We start from the raw sequence: 18,537 nt of genomic DNA, 5'->3' as shown, positions 1-18,537 counted from the left end.
TAGTCCCGAACATTCAAAGATCATTTCTTCAGTAATTGGATAATTATTGTACTTTAAAACTTGTTGTAGTGCATTTGTTATACAATGTTTACCACCGCTTGTTTTAAAGTTATTTACAAGTTTCTGCAAATTTTTCCGTTCCTCTGATACTATCATTGCACTGAATTACGACAGGGTACGTCGTAAATAAAAAAGTTTTTGGTAATATGTACACACGGACTATGGAATATCGTTAGAATAATGAACCCGCTCTTGAGTGTTGCTTTAATGTTCAATGACCTCTGTACTTTAAACAAAATGGCGTAAGAAAATTGTAAAAGCTATCTGGACTAAATTAAGGATAATACCATTTAAAATAGGTCAACCAGAAAAAAACTAGCTGATCTCATAATACGATCTTACGTTGTTTTGCATTTGTGTACTAAAGACAAGTTGTAACCAGGAAGGGAGAAAGGACAACATAATACTGAGAACATTATGTAATCTCCCTGTTCATTTTGTTGGTTTTCAAGTAGTAAATATAAAATATACATTGCCCTGCATGACGCATTTCAGTTATATGTTAAAATGCTCCTCATGTATTTAGAAATAAATTGAAACCTTTAAGATAATGAGCCGTATTAAAATCATCACGTCACTGAAAGAAGCTTAATTAATTCATATATCATCAAAAAAGTATAAGGGGTGATTTGTATGAAAAAAAGCTTGTTTATTATGTTCATTAGTTTTTCGCTTGTTCTAAGCGCGTGTTCTACAGACAACTCTACAAAAAAAGGAAATGAATATTCAGGAAAATCAGACTTTATTGAAGAACCAACAGTAGAAAATACTACATCAGATCAAGTACGAGTTGTAAGTAAAAATTCAAAACACTTGGATTTATATAACAAATTGGATGAAACTGTAACTCACTACGAAGAATACTATGATTTTTCAGGCGCTGTATACGTCGGTATGGAAGGAGAGGAAATATTCTCTAAAACGTTTGGTAAGGCTGACTATGATAAAGATACCCCAAATACCTTAGATACTAAATTCATGATGGCATTAGTGACTAAACAATTTACAGCTGCAGCGATATTATTACTAGAAGAAAGAGGATTGCTAGAGCTTGATCGTCAAGTTACAGATTACATTCCTGAAATAACTCAATGGGAAGGGATTACGATTCATCATCTATTATCCATGTCGTCTGGAATTGTAAATTCAGATCATAGAAAATTACTTGAGAATATTAATAAATTTCTTGAAAGTTCAGATGAATATCTTGAGTCTAATATTACCCCAATGCTAACTCCAGAAGAATCCATTGTTATATATAAAGACATTCCCCTTAACTTTAAACCAGGTGAAAGATATGAATATAGTAATTCAAATTATTTAATATTAGGGTTGATCATAGAACGAATATCGGGTATTCCATACGAAAAATTTTTAGAAGAGAATATTTTTGAACCTCTAGGGATGCCGAATTCGGGCTATAGTATTGACTGGGATATACAAGATAACAAAGCCATTGGATGGTATAAAAAAAGTCAATTTGAAAATGAGGTATATCCTATCCATTTTGACTATTTAGTCTATCATTCTGCTGGGGGTTTGTATACAACTATAAATGATTTAGTGACATGGGATAGGGCCTTATATTCTGAAAAATTATTAAAAAAAGAGACAATAGCAAAGATGTACGCTTCTTATACTAAGATTTCATCCTACGAGGAATATGGGTATGGATGGTTTACAAATGGAGATGCTGTTGAACATTCAGGATCTGTACCAGGATTTATATCTCATATTTACCGCGATCTTGATACAGAACTTGTCATTATTATCTTAAGCAATAATGAATCCTTAGTTGGGGGAGTTTTGGATATCTTAACAAATAACCTAAAAAAATTGTTAAAGATGAATGGTGATGATTAAAAGTAAAAAGAGGTTCCACTTTTTAACTAAACACAATGACAAGTGAGTCGAATAGTTCTAAGATAAGCTTATCTTACTATTGGACTTCCTGAAAATTTTATTCAACTATATGGCGCATATCTGAAGCAAGATATGCATCATATCATATTTTAGGGCCATATTGAATTATGAAAGTTGATGATTGTTAGTATGTTATGAGGGTGTAGAATAGTATAAGAAAAATATTGACAAATTGAATTTCAATATATAGAATTTTAAAAAATTACATAAAATAAACGCTTTGATTAGGAGTATTAAGGATAAGTTATTGTATAGAGAGCTGTCGGAAGGTGCAAGACAGTCAATAACATCCCCAACTCGCCTAGGAGTGGATAGATTGATATCTAAGTCTATACGGTTAACTTCCGTAACAAAGTCCTAAGATGTTTCGTTTAGCGAAAATGAAACAAGAAGAGTGGTACCACGATAAAAATCCTATCGTCTCTTTAAGAGATAGTAGGATTTTTATTTTATAGAAAAGAATTTTTAAGAGGTGAATTACAGTGGAAGATTGTTTTATTTGTAACAAGCATACTGGAAATGTTCAAACTTCAGGAGTAACCATTTATGAAGATGATTATGTTTATGTTAGTCACATCGATCAAGATAGCAAACCACATTATTTAGGGCACATAATGATTGACTTAAAAAGACACATTCCAACATTGGGTGATATGACAGTTGATGAAGCACAGGTGTTTGGAATGGTCATGGCAAAAGTAAGCAAAGCTCTTATTGAAAGCGAAAATGCTGAACATATTTATTCATATGTTTTAGGCGATGCTGTTCCTCATCTTCATATAGTTCCACGTTATCCAAATACCCCAAAAAAGTATTGGGGACCTTCAGCTGTTTATGACTGGGAAAATGCTCCTATGGGTGATAACGTTGAGGTTATAAGGCTGTGTAATCGTTTAAAAGCATATTTGGATATGCATTGATATGGGAAATTCAATTAGTGAATTTAGTTGGGTTGGGAGCCAAGAAAATTTCGTAGACTTAATAACTGTAAACAATATTAAGCACGTATCCTTAGGACGGTTCGGTGGTAACTCCCTTGAAGGTCAATATAAAAATGAAGATGGCTGCTTAATTTGGATAGATGAGAAAGCAAATTGGGAATTTACTGTTATTTTAGATGCACACCATTCAGCCGAAAGTGCTGAATTAGTATTAGAGCAATTCTCAAAGAGAAAGTTAGATATACAACTTATATTATCCTTACCATATGAACAGACATTAAAAAATATAGAGGGAACAATTGTAAACTTGTTTCAAGAAGATGCGTTTCTTACTGCTTGTCGAAAAGTTAAGGGGGAAACAGCTTGTCTGATCGTTCTAAGAAAGGATAAATATGTTTGGTGGTTTTCTATAGGTGATTGTATTTCTTACGTATTTCATCCAGAGCTTGCCAATCGGGGTCAATATCAAATAAACCAACGACAATTCTACGAATGGGTTGGACTAGTCAACACATTTGACCAAATAGTTCCCTGTTACAGTAGTGGTATAAGAGAACTAAGAAAAGGAACAAACTGTATATTTTTAACAACTGACGGGCTGATTGAATGTCCTAATGAACCTTTCTCTTCTCCAAAAGAGATTTATAATGTAATGAGAAGACATCAAATTGATGAAGGAGTTAATAAATTATTACAATCTATCAAGCGGAATAGTGTTAAAGATAGTACAACAATCATTTCTTGGGAAGTGAATATAACTAAAGAAGTGGCAAGACCAAGTGATGAATAGAATTGACACTTGTTTATATTCAACTTAGGTAAGGGGGGCAGTTTCTTGAAGTCCAGTTACCTAATAACAAAGTAAACAATCTGGCGCAAAAATAGAATAAAGGCTATCTTGACTACTTTAAGGATAATGTCTATTTAATAATTACTGGCTGACTGATCTGGTAATCGGGCAAGTAGTATATAAGGTTCTACCTCTAGAGTTTTCATTATTTTCGAATGTGAGTTTAAAAAAGAGAATGGGAGGTTATCGGGAATAATAAAAATTCCTAAAACACTTTCTCTTCCAAATTACTTATAGAAAACAATAGATAGGTACATGGTTATGGATACAGGTGGGGGACTCATTTGAAACGAACAGAAGATGATGTGAAAAAATTATCTATTCAAAAGTAGAAATTGACCTGAAACCAATAAACTAAATCTTAAAAGGTGGGTCCAGCTAACCCCTTTTATAATGAGATGATCTTCCACAATCTAGCACATATCTGAACAAATTAAAGATATGCCACTTTATTCATGCAGGAGACTTTTTATTTAATAGAGGAACAATATTGTGGAATAAAGTGTGTTTAAATATTAATTTTTTGGAATCATTCATTTTAAGTGAGGAGTTCTTAAAAAGTACAGAAATAAATTAAAGGGAGTATTACTTGATGATAGAAATATTTTCTGTTTATATTCCAGCTTTTGAAGAAGAAAGAAAAATTAGAATTTATCTTCCTAATGACTATAATCTCGTTGAACGTAGGTATCCAGTGATATATATGCATGATGGTCAGAATGTTTTTCGAGACAATGATGCAATTGGAGGGGTTTCCTTAGAACTCGAAACATATTTAAATGAAAAAAAACTAAATGTAATTGTTGTAGGAATAGACCTGAATAAGGAAGAGAGAAAGAATGAATATTGTCCTTGGGTAAATGGGGAATACAGTAAAAAATTGAGAGGAGAAATTGAGCCTTTCGGTGGAAAAGGAAAGCAGTATATTAATTTTATTGTAAATGAATTAAAACCTCTTATAGATGATAAATATCGTACGTTAATAGATCATTCTTCAATGGCAGGAATTTCATTAGGTGGTCTTATTACTACTTATGCTTGTTGTAGATATCCTAAAGTCTTTAAAAATATCGTAATAATATCTTCCGCTTTTTATGCTAATCAAGAAAATATTGAAGAGTTATTAAGAAATACGGATTTATCTGAAATTAATAGTTTTTATCTCGACTGCGGAACAAATGAAGCAGGTGAAGGAACAATAATTAGTAAAGAATTTGTAAACTCAAATAAATCTGTTTATGATATTCTAAAAGAAAAAATTCCTACTATTAATTTCAATATTATTGATGGTGGTGAACATAAATATTTGCATTTTAGGAGTAGAATTCCTGAGTTATTTAACCATTTAATTAACTAAGAGTTTACCTAATCATTATATATTAACGTATTTTCAATTATATTTATAAGCTTCAAATTATAATCCCCCCACTTTCAGTTTTTTTGGGTCGGGCCATAAAGTTTATCTAAAATGTTCTTTTTTATCAATGAGTCTCTTATAGGAATTTAAGGTTTGAATGATAAAACTCCTTCAGAATAATCTTCACAATCTGGCGCTAATCTGACATAAGGATTAGCGTCTTTATCATTTTAGGTCCATATTGTGGAATAACAAGTATTTTGATTTATCTATTTTATGGATCCATAGTTGTAGACATTTTAGTAGACACAATACCCACTGAGTCTATTAAGCCCAATTTATGGTTTTTTTATATTGTCTTAAATATGGATTAAGGGAGTCAAATGATGGAGTAACGGTTTGCAAACATGGAAAGTAGAATGAACAAGGTTTAGCAAAGGTTGGCAGTAGCAGAATCAAACATTAAGGATATTAAAGAGGACTTACCTTCTATTAAGAATAATACAACCTGGATTATCAGGTTAATCATCGGAGCTTTCATAATGGCTGTTTTAGGATTACATACAAGGGGGAATTTAATTGGGATATTGGTGTTGTTGGGCATTATTAATAATCCTATTACTAAAAACAAAGGTTTTGAATTCTACACTCCCTCTTTTTGTTTCTATATCAATTGGATTCTTAGGAATAGGATTTTTATGTGTATTGTCTATAATGCCCAGTGATTGATTTGTCAGTTAATCGGGAATAATAAAGTTCTTAATAAGGTTATATGAAAGAGAGAATAGAAATTATGGTGAACATCCAGAGTATATGTAAGCCCTCCCTGATCGTTCATGAATGGAGGAGACAACAGGGAGGGGAGAGTGATAATAAAGGGTGTACTTTATGGTATGTAATATATTTAATTAATCTTGTATGAATGTGATAGGTCAAATTAATCAATTTTATGCAACACAATGATTAGTGAGTCGATTAGTTCCAGTTCTTCAGCAATGAAAAATTGGAACTTTTATTATTTTATACAAACATGATCTACTTTGTGGTATATAGTAGTTTAACTCCCTGTACCCCTTATAAACATAGACACCTGTACATTTTTGTCACGCTATATTTATTAGTCCAACCTACTTTAGAAAAGAATCATACATATAAAGTATAAACAATTATAGGAGGTGAAGTTACTATGAAAGATAAAGACTGTAAATGCAGGGTGGTTCCACCAACACCACAGGGGCCACAGGGACCTCAAGGGAAACAAGGACCACAAGGACCACCCGGGCCAATGGGAACTCCAGGGATGCCTGGTAGCGCATTAGGTTTTTGTGAAATAATCGGCCCCACAACTGAAAATTCTAGTGACGAAGACGTTCCCTTTGGAACTGCAGGTGATTGTGTAGGTTTTGTACTTGATAACTCTCCCAATGATATACTCCTTCCAGCTGTAGGCTTTTATCAAATAACCTATGGAATTAATACTGAATTTTTTGATGGCGGTGGGGAAATAACATATACGGCTGTTAGTAGTATGACCGGGACTATTCAAGGATCTAGCGCTGTCACGGAAGGTATGGGTGGTTTTACCATACCAGCATCAAAATCAGTTTTATATCAGAGTACTATACCAAATGATAGGATTTCACTAAATGCGAGTATTACCAATAGTGCAGTATACAATTCTCAAACTCTTAAAATAATTAGATACACATAATAAATTTGTTGGACACTCTTATAAAACAAAAAGTGCCTTTGTATAAAAAATATAGTTAAATAGAATAATATTTTGGAGGTGAAAAAGGTGTATGGTAAGGACAAGGATTGTAAATGTAGCGTAGTTCCACCACTACCACAAGGACCACAGGGACTACAGGGGAAACCTGGGCCACAGGGTCCACAGGGGCCAATGGGACCTCCAGGCATGCCCGGCAGTGCGTTAGGGTTCTGTGAAATATTTGCTCCAACAGATGAGAATACTAGTATTCCCATGGTTCAATTTGGCATTCCTGGTGATTGTGTAGGTTTTGTACTTGATAACTCTCCCAATGATATACTCCTTCCAGCTGTAGGGTTTTATGAAATAACCTATGGAATTAATACTGTGTTTATGGAAGATGGTGGGGGGATGATAACATATATTGCTGTAAGTAGTGATAGCGGACCTATTCAAGGATCTAGCGCAGTCACACAAAGTAATCAGAGTGGTTTTACTATTCCTGCATCAAAGTCAGTTTTATATCAAAGTACTATGCCAAATGATAGAATTTCATTAAGTGCAACTATTTCCGGGGCAGTATATAATTCTTCAACACTTCAAATAGTTAGATACACTTAATAAACTGTTAGGCACTCACTCTTCCAAAATAAAAAGTACGATTTAATAAAATGAATATCATTTGTTCCTGTAGCTGTTACAGAAGAGTGGGATCAGTTCGATTATAATGCTGAAATACATTACAATCGTTTAAAAGGTGAAGGTGATATATATAAATCGTTAATACCCATGCTAAGTGAAATTGAAACACCAATGTTACTTCTATTAGGACAACATGATCCTGTTACTTGCGAGAAACAAAATAAAAATGGAAAAAACAGAATGGTTTATGTATTTGAGAATAGTGGGCATACGCCACATTATGAGAAAGCAAATGTATTTACGGATGTTGTTGTTGATTATATTAATACTAAAGTGAATGAATAAATAAAGGAAGTGGGAACCTTTTGACCCTGCTTCTTTATTAATGAGACTTGGGTTATAAAATTCTAGGTTGTGAAGAATTGTTATTAAACAATCTGGCGCTAATCTATATCAATTGGATTTTTAGGAATAGGATTTTTAAGGAAATTGTCTATAATGTCAGTGATTGATTAGTCATTTAATAGGGAAAAACAAAATCCTTAACAAGGATATTTCAAACAGAATAGAAAAAGAGTCAGATAATGAAAGGAATGTAAATCATGGAGAGGTTTTTATTTTTATTTGGCATTATTGTACTAGCATTTAGTGCTATCTTTTTTGTAATGATTTTTATTGGAGAATATGATGGCGCTACGCTCATAATGTCGGTATTAGGAATGTTAAATGGAAGTATTGCGATTGGAGTTTCTGAGATTCTAGGTAGACTCAAGAAAACATAATGATTAATGAGTCTAGAATTAGGCTAACGATTTTTCTGAATCTGTTGTTCCACAATATGGTGCAAGAAGTTAGTAAAGGCTATATGGAATACCTTAATGATAGTTACCTATTAAGGAAATACAAGTGATAATGTGTATCGTATCCTACATAAATTAGCCTTCAACGATCTGGCACCTTTCTTTAAGAAGGGTGCTTTTTCAATGAACTATTGTTAGTGGGACAATCATAAATGAAGGAACTAATAAAAGAAAATATAATAGGATGAAAGAGAAAAGGATGTCTTTCGACTAACGAGTATGTTAGTTGATGAAGCAAATATTGTTAGTCACATTTTTATAGAGGAAATGTGGTTTGTTTTATTGAATTAATATTTATCTATAATTTATAGGGAGAGTATTAATGAAGAAAGAGTTTAAGATTTATTACGGAGAACATAAATCTCAATTTGGTGTATTACGAATCCCTGAGAATTCAGAAACTTACCCAGTAATAGTTTTAATTCACGGAGGGTTTTGGCAAGCAAGATATAACTTAGAAGAAAATAATCCGATTGCTGATAATTTAACGAATAGAGGATTTGCTACTTGGAATATCGAGTACCGGAGAGTAGGAGAAGACCGAAAAGGATGGACTGGAACATTTAATGATGTTATTAGTGCTATTAATCATCTATCCAAGATAAAGGAGCTATCTCCCCTAGATATCTCAAATGTAACTGTTATAGGTCACTCAGCAGGTGGACATTTAGCCCTTTGGTTGGGTTCAAGAATTAAAGCTAATAACGATGGAACATTTAATGAGCTAATGGTTTGTATAAAGAAAGTTATCAGTTTAGCAGGTGTTACGGATTTGGTTAAGATGTGGGAAATCCACGAACTAAAGGGAATGAAAAGTCATGTAGCTGCACTATTAGGTGGAGGTCCACAAGAGGTACCCGAACGCTATGAACTGTTTTCTCCCATAGAATTATTGCCAATGAAAGTGGAACAAGTATTAATACATGGTGAGTTAGATCGTCATGTTCCAGTTGAGTTAAGCAAGAATTATTACCAAAGTGCTATGGGGAAAGGAGACAAAGTTAAGTTAGTTGTTATACCAGAGATAGAACATTTTAAGATCATTGATCCAACTTCATCTGCATGGGGCTCAGTTGTAGATTCAATCTAAATTCTTTCTTGAACTATAGGCAGTTTAGAGGTAGAAAAGCCAAACAGAAAAGTTTGGCTTTTACATATGTACCATATAAGTTTTTCTCTACAAAGAGAAATTTGGCTTGAAATTAGTTGAAATTCATACTAAATGGTACATAAGGTTTATTTTTTTCCTGATATTCCTTAATTATTTCAAGTGAAAATGGATAAAGTGCTGTCTTTGATACACTTTGTGTTAGTTCATAGTTAGTGTTAGTTTTCTCACCATTTACAACTGAAAAAAGGGTAACGCAAACGTAAATAACAGTATAATTCAAAGTGCGACTAAGACTTTTTTCATAATCTCAACACCTGTTATTTTTATGGTAATACTTCCTAATTAATAATGGGTATGAACTTCAACTAACGAGGGCTTAAAGATTCAATTAATATTCCAGAATGTGGTACATGTGAGAAATTGAGATATGCGTCTCTGGGAAAAGATCAATGGTCAATTAGTTTGCTTGATGCTAAACTAATAGAGGAATTGTAAAAGAACGGTTGTATTTCAACTTTCAACCTAACTTCTGAACGATGATTAATTAGAGGTGAGGAATTTGGTGAAAACAGATAAATTAGCTTCCTAAAATCAATTTTAGGAGGCTAATCAAATGAAGTTTAATTTAATTGAAAGACAAAATTGGGATAGAAATCCATATTTCGAACATTATTTAAGTCAAAAGTGTACCTTTAACATAACAGTAAATATAGACATTACAAAGTTATTAGAACAGCTTCGTAACAAAGAAATTAAGCTATATCCTGCCTTTATCTACATGATCAGTCAAGTAGTTAATTCACATGAAGAATTTAGAACATGCTTTAACGTTGAGGGAGTTTTAGGTTATTGGGATAAAATATTACCAAAATACACAATTTTTCACAGTGATAACAAATCGTTCTCCTGCATTTGGACTGAGTTTTCAAATGAATTTAGTGTTTTTTATAAAAACTACAATGATGATATCAAGAGGTATTATGATGTTAAAGGGCTTTTTACAAAACCCAATGAACCTAACAACTCTTTCTCTATATCAAGTGTCCCGTGGGTTAGTTTTACTGGCTTCAGCCTAAATATAAATGATGGTAGCGATTTTTTATTACCTATCATTACATGTGGAAAATACTTTACTCAAGAAAATAAAATATTGTTGCCTGTTTCATTACAAATGCATCATGCTGTATGCGATGGATATCACGCTTCTATTTTTATAGAGGGAATACAGCAGTTAGCAAATAACTGTCACGATTGGCTTTCTTAAAAGGCTAAGCCATTTTGCATTTGTTTAGGAGGATTACTGCAAAACTCCTTTGTTTATAACCAATTAGGCATAAATGGGTAAGGCTTTGCCTATGGGGTACTTATCTTGTGGGTCTCACCACTTGTTGAAAGTAAAATGATAAATATGATGTACTAATAAAGTGAGAAGAATTATTAAAGGATAGGAGGGATAATTTGAAACATTTTTTTATCATGTTTTTTTCAATTTTAGTGTTGTTTTTAGGTGGTTGTATGAGTAATAATACTTCTTCAGATGAAACATTAAATAACACTTCATCAGATGGAACAATTAATAACCTTGAAAAAGTAAATGAACAGCAAGTGTTAGTACAAAAATATGAGAAAGAGCTAGAAAATGCCGAAGACAAAATAAGTCAACTTTCAGAAGATGTTAAATATTGGAGAGGAACATATGAAACATCAAATCAAGTAATATCAAATACTATTACTAATCTACAACAGTATATTGAACATCAACTTATATTGATTGAGAATGAAATAGGGCATGTAGATTTATCCAGGGCCCTTAGTATCTATGATCCAGAAAAGGTTAAGGAAGGTTCGGAGGTAGGAACTTTAACTGTTAAGAATATTAAAATAGAAAAAGATGATAATAAGATTTCAAAATATCAAATAGATTTTAATGGTGAATTTCATTTAAAAGGCTCTGTTAGTATTGATGAGGGATATGGTGGTTATTTATTTATAGTAGATCCCAAATACTTAAATAATATTCCACATACTTTGGAAAATCTAAAGAAAGGGCTAATCTCTTTCAAAATTCAAAATGAAGATGAGTTTAATGAGGTTTTAAGTGAAAATTTATCAATGGGAGAAACCTTAACTATAAACGCTATTTTTAAAGATTTCACATCTTTCTATTATGCAGAAAGTCATGCTGTAGATATTGCTACGTTTATAAAGTTGATTGATGAATAAAAAAGACTCCTAATTTCCAGCATTCATTTGTATTATTCTAATAATACTCGTTTAACACCTTTAGATCGAGCACTTTGGAAAAGTGTGTACAAGCTGGTTAAGTAAACAAAATGATTAATGAGTCGAATAGTTCTAATACTACATGACAATATTATTCAACAACCTGGCGCATTTCAGATATAATGCTGAAATGCGTTTTTCTATTGGACTAATCTTCGCCGGAATTAATTTACGTATCAATGTTTTGAAGACTAATAAAAATAATCTTAACTTACTAAACCAAAGTGATAAAGTATTTCATTATTTACCTCTACTGTTTATGATAAGATGTAGGAATAAAAAGGTTATTGTTAAATTGAGTACTTCTAAACACAAGTTGAGTTGTAACAATATGGTGCAGATCTGAAAAAGGTATGCCCATTTTTTATTTTATGCTGAGATTGCTAACAAGTCCTTTAAGAGTTAAATGAATAGGTCTTATGAAGGATTCTTGTATGAATGTACTAAAGTAATAATATAAGTCAAAGTCCGCTGATAAAGTTCCCAGTATGATAGCAATTGGTATATTAATTACCTCTAAGACGTAAGGATCAAAACTGCACTTATCAAATAATATCACCATATTTCTTAGATAATTATTGTCATTCGGTATTAAACAACCCCACTCGTAGGTTCATAAAATATACACATTGGGTTTTGACAAACGTAAATTGTAATATAAATCTGTCATTTCAGAAATAATAAAAATCCTTTGATATTATGTCTTGTACTTTCACATTGATAGTAGCATCTGCACTGATTCTAGATTGTCTTGACAATGTAATATGCCTAGTTGAGATGCAGTTAATATTGAATCTGCAAATCCACCCCAAAAACTTACATTTTTGGAAGAATTATGTAAAGAAGCCATTTTGTGAAAGATTCAAAATGGCTTCTGTTGGTCTATTTAAGAATATGGACATACAAGAAATATTTGATCTGACTTTATTCCAAAGCTATATTACTTAAATTATATGTCTATTTTAAACGCTTATCATACATAAGTTGAATTTGAATACCATAAGGATCCTGAACAATCCCGTAAGCTTCACTGAAAACATTCTTAGCAAGAGGAGTAATAATTTGAACTCTATCATCGCTTGTTAAATTATTATAATAGTTTTGAATTTCTGCTAAGTTTGCACTTTGAATACAAAGTGAAATATTATTACCTACATTGTAGCTTTCACTAGGTAGCATTGTTTCTTCAGCAATCATTAGTTTAGTTTTTCCTAGCTGAAGTACCGAATGTGAAATATAATCTTTGTTACCTTCTGTTAAAACAAGTGAATTATCACGTTTTGCCATATCTGAATATGTCACACATAGTAGCTCCTTAGCATTTAAGTGTTTTTTGTAAAAGTTAATTGCTTCATATGCTTTGCCATTCATAGATAAAAAAACTGCAATTTCTAATGTCATTGAAATGACCTCCTTTTATTATTGACACTTTTAGTATAGACTTTAAAGGTATCAAACAATGACACCATTTAAGGAGTTAATATGAATAAGTCTGAAAGATTAAATGATATGTTGCAATTCATAAATAATAAAAAGACTTTTAACCTTAAGGATTTGATGGAAAAGTATAATATATCAAGAAGTACAGCGATTAGAGATGTTCAATCTTTAGAATTATTAGGGATGCCAATTTATGCTGAGCAAGGTAGAAATGGGAGGTATTTAGTATTAGAAAATCGTATATTATCTCCAATTATCTTTACTGTGGATGAAATGTTTGCTATGTACTTTGCTATGCTGACTTTGGAAGGATATAAAGCAAAACCATTTGAATATGAAATAAGTAATTTAGAAGAGAAGTTTAAAAAAGTTATACCTATTCAAGTGAAAGAAAATATTGAAAAAATGAAAGAGTTAATTAGCTTAGAAATAACCAACCATAGTAATTTTAATCCTTACATACAAGATTTAATTCAAGGCATTATGGATGAGAAAATCTACCAAGTGTCCTATAAAAAAAATAAAGAAAAAATACAATTAACAGGTCAGTTTATAAAAATAAACTCTAAATTTGGGCAATGGTATGCAAAATTTTACAATATCGATAAGCAAAGAGTCCAAACTTTACGGTGTGATAAGATTTTATCACTAAAAATGGTTAAAGATAGAATGTCAATGAGATTAGAATATTTATTATCACTATTAGGAACCTACCATAAACAAGAAAATGCTATTCATTTCTCCATTGTTGTAAATGATAAAGGAAAGGACTTATATGATAAGGAGCATTATCCATCAATGTCAATTTTAAGAGAAGACGAACATTATGTTATATCAGGCTATTACAATTTGAGCGAAGAAGATTTTATTTCAGACTACATTTTGCGCTTTGGTCAGAACATTATTTCTATAAGTCCGAACTCATTAAAAACTTTGATTCAAAGCAAGTTGAAGGTTATTACGCTACACATAAATAATATAAACTAACTCGATTGTGTTGATTATATTACAGAGAAAACCATTCTAATCGACTTTTTTCAGTAGCATATAGCCCCTCATGAGTAAATAAAATATTCCAATTTGGCGCATATCTGAAATATAGATATGTGTCATTATTCATTTTAGGGCCATGTTATTTAACAACAAAATATTTCATATTTATTGTGTGAAAAGGGTGTTTAATGTTAGTAAGTAATAGTAACGTGGAGATGGCTTAAGCTATTGATTTAGACAATTATGTTTGGTATAGTTGTCTTATTATAGAAGGGAGTGAGGGTAAACCATGACTAATTTAATGAGGATAACCTTGGGAATTAAATGTATTGCCTCTCACTCATGCGGATTAAATAATTAAGCCTCCATGAAAAGCGTATGTAAGTATATTTTCGAAAAAGAACGTAATGTGAGTCACAAGGTTAATTTATATAACCCTGTGGCTTTTTTAATTTCTGAAAGATTAATAAATATTACAGAGAAGTACTTATCATTTAATTTCCTGTTTTTCCTCACATAAGTTAGTCTAATAAATTATATCTCAGAGTCCTTAGATAATGGGGGAGGTTGTTGAAGAACGCCATAAATTTATGGGTAGGAGTTGATATAGTGCTTACTTTACAAAAAGTACAGCCAACGGAAGAGAATATATTACATAGCATAATGCAGTTTTACATTTATGAATTTAGTAGATATATTCCTTCTATAATTTTAGAACAGGATGGAACCTATGTACCTTTTAATTTAGAGAAGTATTGGGTTAATAGTAACTTTCATGCTTACTTTATAAAATTAGAAGATGAATCTATTGGATTTGCTCTTGTTGAAAGCTCAACTGAGTCGAGCCCAAACACAATTCAAGAATTCTTTATTATGGCTAAATATAGTGGTAATGGCTACGGAAAAGAAATAGCGAAAAAAATATTTACCATGTTTCCTGGTGATTGGAAGATTACTCAAATAGAAAAAAACAAGCCTGCTCGTTCTTTTTGGCAGGGAATTATTAACGATATTTGTAAGTGTGAATTTACTGAGCGTTTTGAAGGTGGAAAATACATTCAAGAATTTAATACTAAGTCAGAGTACAAGATTTCGAATCATAGGATATAAGAATATAAGATTAATTCTGTATATTTCCAGTAAAAAATATTAGGAAAGAAGGAATTTTCATGATACATGAAGCAGATATCAATGTAAGAAAAAAGTTGTTTCCTATGTTCAAAGATATGGATAATACCATGGTTCTTTCGTGTCTTCAAGGTCATATGGGAACTGTTTGGGTTGATGATCTTGAGAATCCAACTATTGCACAAATTATGGTAGGCATTTTTGTATACTATGCTGGTAACCCATATTCAAGGGGGAATGAGGAGTTACTATACAACCTTCCTGAACATATCTATGTGATCGTAAATAATGAAGAATGGAAAAATCGTATAGAGACTGTTCATAAAGGAGTTTTGGATAAATTTCAACGATATAAATTCCAAAAAGATCCTGAAGATCTAAACCAGAGTCATATACACACTTTTTTATCAAAATTATCAGAAGGATATAGACTATAAAAAATAGATTTAACATTAGCGAAAGAACCATCTTTTCATGAAATTTCAGAGGATTTTACAAGTCAGTTTGATTCGATAGATGATTTTATAAATAGAGGTATAGGGTATGCCATTTTATATGATGGACAAGTTGTATGTGGAGCGTCATCATATAGTATTTATAATCATGGAATTGAGATTGAAGTTGCCACACATCCATTACATAGAAGAAAAGGCTTAGCATCAATAGCAGCATCTGCATTGATTTTAGATTGTCTAGAGAATGGGGTTTACCCTAGTTGGGATGCAGCCAACATTGAATCTGCAAACTTAGCACAAAAACTTGGGTACGTGTTGAAAGAGTCATATGACACGTATTATATTAATTATAAAAAATAAGCAAAAATTAATAATCATTATTCCACAATATGGCGCAAGAAGGTAGTCAAGGCTATCTGGACTACCTTAAGAATAATTACCTATTAAGGAAACACAAGTGATAATGTGGTTCCTTGGACTATTTTTTAGAAAATCTCACACATCTTTAAAGAAGTTAACATACTGTACATTTACATGAAGACATAATAGCAAAATCCCTTACTCAATGAGTAGGGATTTTTTGAGTTTACTGTGGTTGCAACAGAATTCTTATTTACTTTCGTCTCTGGTGACGTTGATGCACTGGCAAGTACTATCGAGTGTTGCCGCACCGTTTGTTCCTACATCTAAAATTGAGAGAGGGTACGTATGACAGCCGATGTGTGGGTGATCACAGACTGTGTTGTTTGGGGTTAATGAATGATCTCCACCCTTTGAATCAAACACTCTGTAACTACATAATGTACTGGCGACTCCACCAGTTAATCGTTAGACTACATAATTCAAATCAACAGGAGGGCTGCCTCCTACTTGTAAGTCAACCAACGTGTCAACCTTAGCAACTCAATTTTTTTCTGTAACGCTTATTGTATCAGTTGTTAAAATGAGAGGTATAAATGGTGTTGGCTGATATAAGTAGAATTAAAGACGTATTACTTAAATCAGCCACAATCTTTCAAACAGCTGGATTGTGACCAACAGATGAACTAGGGAAAAGTTGGATTGGCAAGGTGTTATGGGGAAAAGAAGGGAAAACATACCGTTCAAATTTGAGCGGATTTACACATGTTTATGGAAATTCAAGAATAATTAAGGTTACTAAAAAACCTCCTAATAACTGGAATGTTTTGTAGGGTTGTTATTTTGACTGATGTCTCTTACTTATATCTTGTCTAGTCAATTTACTCGTCATAGATTCATCGATACCATTTTTAACAGCACGTTTGATTATCTCATATAAGACAATAAAGAAAATAGGTACAGCAAATAAAGCAAATAAAAGAACAGTTTCCAAGTGAATCACCTCATGTTAGAAAGTAATTCACATGGAGAATTATAACAATAATTATAATGAATTAAGTAAATAAAATAAGCAAAGTGGAGAATAGAAAAAAGCCTTGAATTATGCTTCAAGACTGAAAAATGGGTATTAAAACTAGTTAATTATATGAGAGCTATTAGCATGAAATGAATATTTTTTTATTATTTTGTGGTGATATCAGACTTAATAGCAAAAATGTTTCATAAAAAACACTTCAAAAATAATTGAAGATGTACACTGATAATACTTGCTTTCTATTTATTAATTTTTGATTCATTGATGGCGTTCTTAACAGCTAGTTTAATCACCCAATATAAAATATTTGCTCCGATTACGATAAAAAGTAAATAAATAAATAACCCCATCAATGGTGTAAATGCATTAAATGTCATCTTAAAACCCACTCCTGTATATAAAATTTATGTAATAGGTGAATAAATATAGTGTCTATTGTAACAAAAGACCCTTAAAAAAAATTAAGTAAATACAATGATAGTTGTGTTTCCTACCAGAAAATTCTATTTCTAATAAATGACAATGAAAATAAACAAGGTGATAGATATTAAGGAAATCCCAATTGCTGGACTAACATTTTTCTTCAATATGCTTAGTTTCTTTAGAGTCAGATAAACAACTCCAACGGCTAATATGATATATATATCTTCATACTTTGGTGAGAAATAATGAACAACATTGGAAAAAAGTAAAACTATCAGAAGAAACAATGGAAATTCAAGTTTTATATTTATCACCTCTAGTTTAATTATAAGATAATTCTAACAAAATGTTTAGTAAACGCAAGAAAGGTTGTGGTTAATAAGAGGGCAGAAGATAACAGAATGAGAGAAAATTATCAAACTAAATGTTCAACATGCCACATTCACCTAATGTTACTCAACAATATGGCGCATGTGCGGCCGAGCTTAGGTCGTATCATATAACGGGTGGGATTCCCGTCGAGTAAGAACTAGCCATTCACTCGTAGCGAGTCTTGGAGGACTAAAGGTAACTTTAGTCTTTAAGCGTAGACAGTTAGGTGGCGGGCCGAAAGCCAACTGGTTGAAGGGATTGAGCTCCATAATAATTGTGAATCGAGAGGGCTGATGCTTTATGCGCTGCAGAAAGCTACATTTTATCTTTCGTTAAAGGCAAGAAAGGAAAACCTCTCTGGAGTCATAGACCTTGGCACGTTATACATTGATATGATACGGCAACTCGGGAGACCCTACCGGTCTTTTCTTTTGTTTAGAAGAGTATGGTGTACAAGCGATAAAAAGCAAGAAAATCAAATGCCGTTGTAGGGAGTCGGATAGCAGCGTAGTACCAATGAAGTTGGGTAATGCCGATGGAGGAAAGGCTGCTACCTAGTTATTAACCTTACTAGAGACACATTTACTACACA

Annotated in this window: 17 protein-coding genes, 1 pseudogene and 1 other annotated feature; of the genes and pseudogenes, 15 read left to right on the top strand and 3 right to left on the bottom strand. The window is 32.1% G+C overall.

What is annotated here, in order from left to right; genetic code table 11:
* Positions 1–693 precede the first annotated feature (693 nt).
* The 12 genes from V1503_RS02420 to V1503_RS02365 all read left to right on the top strand — a co-directional run bounded on the left by V1503_RS02420 (position 694) and on the right by V1503_RS02365 (position 11,678).
* Entirely contained in the window at positions 694–1,923 is a 1,230-nt protein-coding gene (locus V1503_RS02420; RefSeq protein ID WP_410624550.1) for a serine hydrolase domain-containing protein, read from the top strand.
* Positions 1,924–2,194: 271 nt separating this feature from the next.
* Positions 2,195–2,411: a binding site (T-box leader), on the top strand.
* A 54-nt stretch (positions 2,412–2,465) separates the two neighbouring features.
* Positions 2,466–2,903 carry an HIT family protein gene (locus tag V1503_RS02415; protein ID WP_410624548.1) on the top strand — a complete coding sequence of 146 codons (438 nt, stop codon included), beginning with the start codon at positions 2,466–2,468 and terminating at the stop codon, positions 2,901–2,903.
* Position 2,904: 1 nt separating this feature from the next.
* The gene (locus tag V1503_RS02410) at positions 2,905–3,714 is read left to right on the top strand and encodes a PP2C family serine/threonine-protein phosphatase (protein WP_410624546.1); all 810 of its coding nucleotides are present in this window, start codon (positions 2,905–2,907) and stop codon (positions 3,712–3,714) included.
* A gap of 652 nt (positions 3,715–4,366) precedes the next feature.
* Positions 4,367–5,131: an alpha/beta hydrolase gene (locus V1503_RS02405; protein ID WP_410624544.1), complete on the top strand. Its 765-nt coding sequence runs from the start codon at positions 4,367–4,369 to the stop codon at positions 5,129–5,131.
* Between the two features lie 440 nt (positions 5,132–5,571).
* Positions 5,572–5,856 (top strand): hemolysin XhlA family protein, encoded by a 285-nt coding sequence (locus V1503_RS02400; RefSeq protein ID WP_410624542.1) that lies wholly within the window; start codon positions 5,572–5,574, stop codon positions 5,854–5,856.
* A 461-nt stretch (positions 5,857–6,317) separates the two neighbouring features.
* The gene (locus V1503_RS02395) at positions 6,318–6,842 is read left to right on the top strand and encodes a hypothetical protein (RefSeq protein ID WP_410624540.1); all 525 of its coding nucleotides are present in this window, start codon (positions 6,318–6,320) and stop codon (positions 6,840–6,842) included.
* Between the two features lie 87 nt (positions 6,843–6,929).
* A complete protein-coding gene (locus tag V1503_RS02390; protein WP_410624538.1) occupies positions 6,930–7,463 on the top strand; it encodes a hypothetical protein in 534 nt (177 codons plus the stop codon).
* 192 nt (positions 7,464–7,655) lie between these two features.
* Positions 7,656–7,829 carry an alpha/beta fold hydrolase family protein gene (locus V1503_RS02385; RefSeq protein WP_410624536.1) on the top strand — a complete coding sequence of 58 codons (174 nt, stop codon included), beginning with the start codon at positions 7,656–7,658 and terminating at the stop codon, positions 7,827–7,829.
* Between the two features lie 257 nt (positions 7,830–8,086).
* Complete coding sequence (locus V1503_RS02380; RefSeq protein WP_410624534.1) at positions 8,087–8,266, top strand: hypothetical protein; 180 nt, start codon at positions 8,087–8,089, stop codon at positions 8,264–8,266.
* Positions 8,267–8,666: 400 nt separating this feature from the next.
* Positions 8,667–9,434, top strand: coding sequence for an alpha/beta hydrolase family protein (locus V1503_RS02375; RefSeq protein ID WP_410624532.1), 768 nt, complete (start codon positions 8,667–8,669; stop codon positions 9,432–9,434).
* 634 nt (positions 9,435–10,068) lie between these two features.
* The gene (catA, locus tag V1503_RS02370) at positions 10,069–10,719 is read left to right on the top strand and encodes a type A chloramphenicol O-acetyltransferase (RefSeq protein WP_410624530.1); all 651 of its coding nucleotides are present in this window, start codon (positions 10,069–10,071) and stop codon (positions 10,717–10,719) included.
* A 194-nt stretch (positions 10,720–10,913) separates the two neighbouring features.
* Complete coding sequence (locus V1503_RS02365) at positions 10,914–11,678, top strand: hypothetical protein (RefSeq protein ID WP_410624528.1); 765 nt, start codon at positions 10,914–10,916, stop codon at positions 11,676–11,678.
* 1,017 nt (positions 11,679–12,695) lie between these two features.
* Here V1503_RS02365 and V1503_RS02360 read toward each other — a convergent pair.
* Complete coding sequence (locus V1503_RS02360; RefSeq protein WP_410624526.1) at positions 12,696–13,139, bottom strand: VOC family protein; 444 nt, start codon at positions 13,137–13,139, stop codon at positions 12,696–12,698.
* Positions 13,140–13,220: 81 nt separating this feature from the next.
* Between V1503_RS02360 and V1503_RS02355 the strand changes: the two genes are divergently transcribed.
* From V1503_RS02355 to V1503_RS02345, 3 genes and pseudogenes are all read left to right on the top strand, one after another.
* Complete coding sequence (locus V1503_RS02355) at positions 13,221–14,165, top strand: helix-turn-helix transcriptional regulator (protein WP_320259656.1); 945 nt, start codon at positions 13,221–13,223, stop codon at positions 14,163–14,165.
* 576 nt (positions 14,166–14,741) lie between these two features.
* Positions 14,742–15,281, top strand: coding sequence for a GNAT family N-acetyltransferase (locus tag V1503_RS02350; RefSeq protein WP_410624524.1), 540 nt, complete (start codon positions 14,742–14,744; stop codon positions 15,279–15,281).
* Positions 15,282–15,340: 59 nt separating this feature from the next.
* Positions 15,341–16,114, top strand: a pseudogene (locus V1503_RS02345) (GNAT family N-acetyltransferase).
* Positions 16,115–16,952: 838 nt separating this feature from the next.
* Here V1503_RS02345 and V1503_RS02340 read toward each other — a convergent pair.
* Positions 16,953–17,108: a DUF6019 family protein gene (locus tag V1503_RS02340; protein WP_320259653.1), complete on the bottom strand. Its 156-nt coding sequence runs from the start codon at positions 17,106–17,108 to the stop codon at positions 16,953–16,955.
* 281 nt (positions 17,109–17,389) lie between these two features.
* Entirely contained in the window at positions 17,390–17,527 is a 138-nt protein-coding gene (locus V1503_RS02335) for a hypothetical protein (protein ID WP_214484013.1), read from the bottom strand.
* Positions 17,528–18,537 lie beyond the last annotated feature (1,010 nt).

Source organism: Nanhaiella sioensis, assembly GCF_046557775.1.
Taxonomy (GTDB): Bacteria; Bacillota; Bacilli; order Bacillales; family SM2101; genus Nanhaiella; species Nanhaiella sioensis.
This window is presented reverse-complemented; position numbering and strand designations above follow the sequence as displayed.

Excerpts from the sequence above, each read along its gene's own strand:
- V1503_RS02420 (WP_410624550.1), top strand. The coding sequence starts at position 694 with ATGAAAAAAAGCTTGTTTATTATGTTCATTAGTTTTTCGCTTGTTCTA.
- V1503_RS02410 (WP_410624546.1), top strand. The coding sequence starts at position 2,905 with ATGGGAAATTCAATTAGTGAATTTAGTTGGGTTGGGAGCCAAGAAAAT.
- V1503_RS02405 (WP_410624544.1), top strand. The coding sequence starts at position 4,367 with ATGATAGAAATATTTTCTGTTTATATTCCAGCTTTTGAAGAAGAAAGA.
- V1503_RS02395 (WP_410624540.1), top strand. The coding sequence starts at position 6,318 with ATGAAAGATAAAGACTGTAAATGCAGGGTGGTTCCACCAACACCACAG.
- V1503_RS02385 (WP_410624536.1), top strand. The coding sequence starts at position 7,656 with ATGTTACTTCTATTAGGACAACATGATCCTGTTACTTGCGAGAAACAA.
- V1503_RS02380 (WP_410624534.1), top strand. The coding sequence starts at position 8,087 with ATGGAGAGGTTTTTATTTTTATTTGGCATTATTGTACTAGCATTTAGT.
- V1503_RS02375 (WP_410624532.1), top strand. The coding sequence starts at position 8,667 with ATGAAGAAAGAGTTTAAGATTTATTACGGAGAACATAAATCTCAATTT.
- catA (WP_410624530.1), top strand. The coding sequence starts at position 10,069 with ATGAAGTTTAATTTAATTGAAAGACAAAATTGGGATAGAAATCCATAT.
- V1503_RS02360 (WP_410624526.1), bottom strand. The coding sequence starts at position 13,139 with ATGACATTAGAAATTGCAGTTTTTTTATCTATGAATGGCAAAGCATAT.
- V1503_RS02355 (WP_320259656.1), top strand. The coding sequence starts at position 13,221 with ATGAATAAGTCTGAAAGATTAAATGATATGTTGCAATTCATAAATAAT.
- V1503_RS02335 (WP_214484013.1), bottom strand. The coding sequence starts at position 17,527 with ATGACATTTAATGCATTTACACCATTGATGGGGTTATTTATTTATTTA.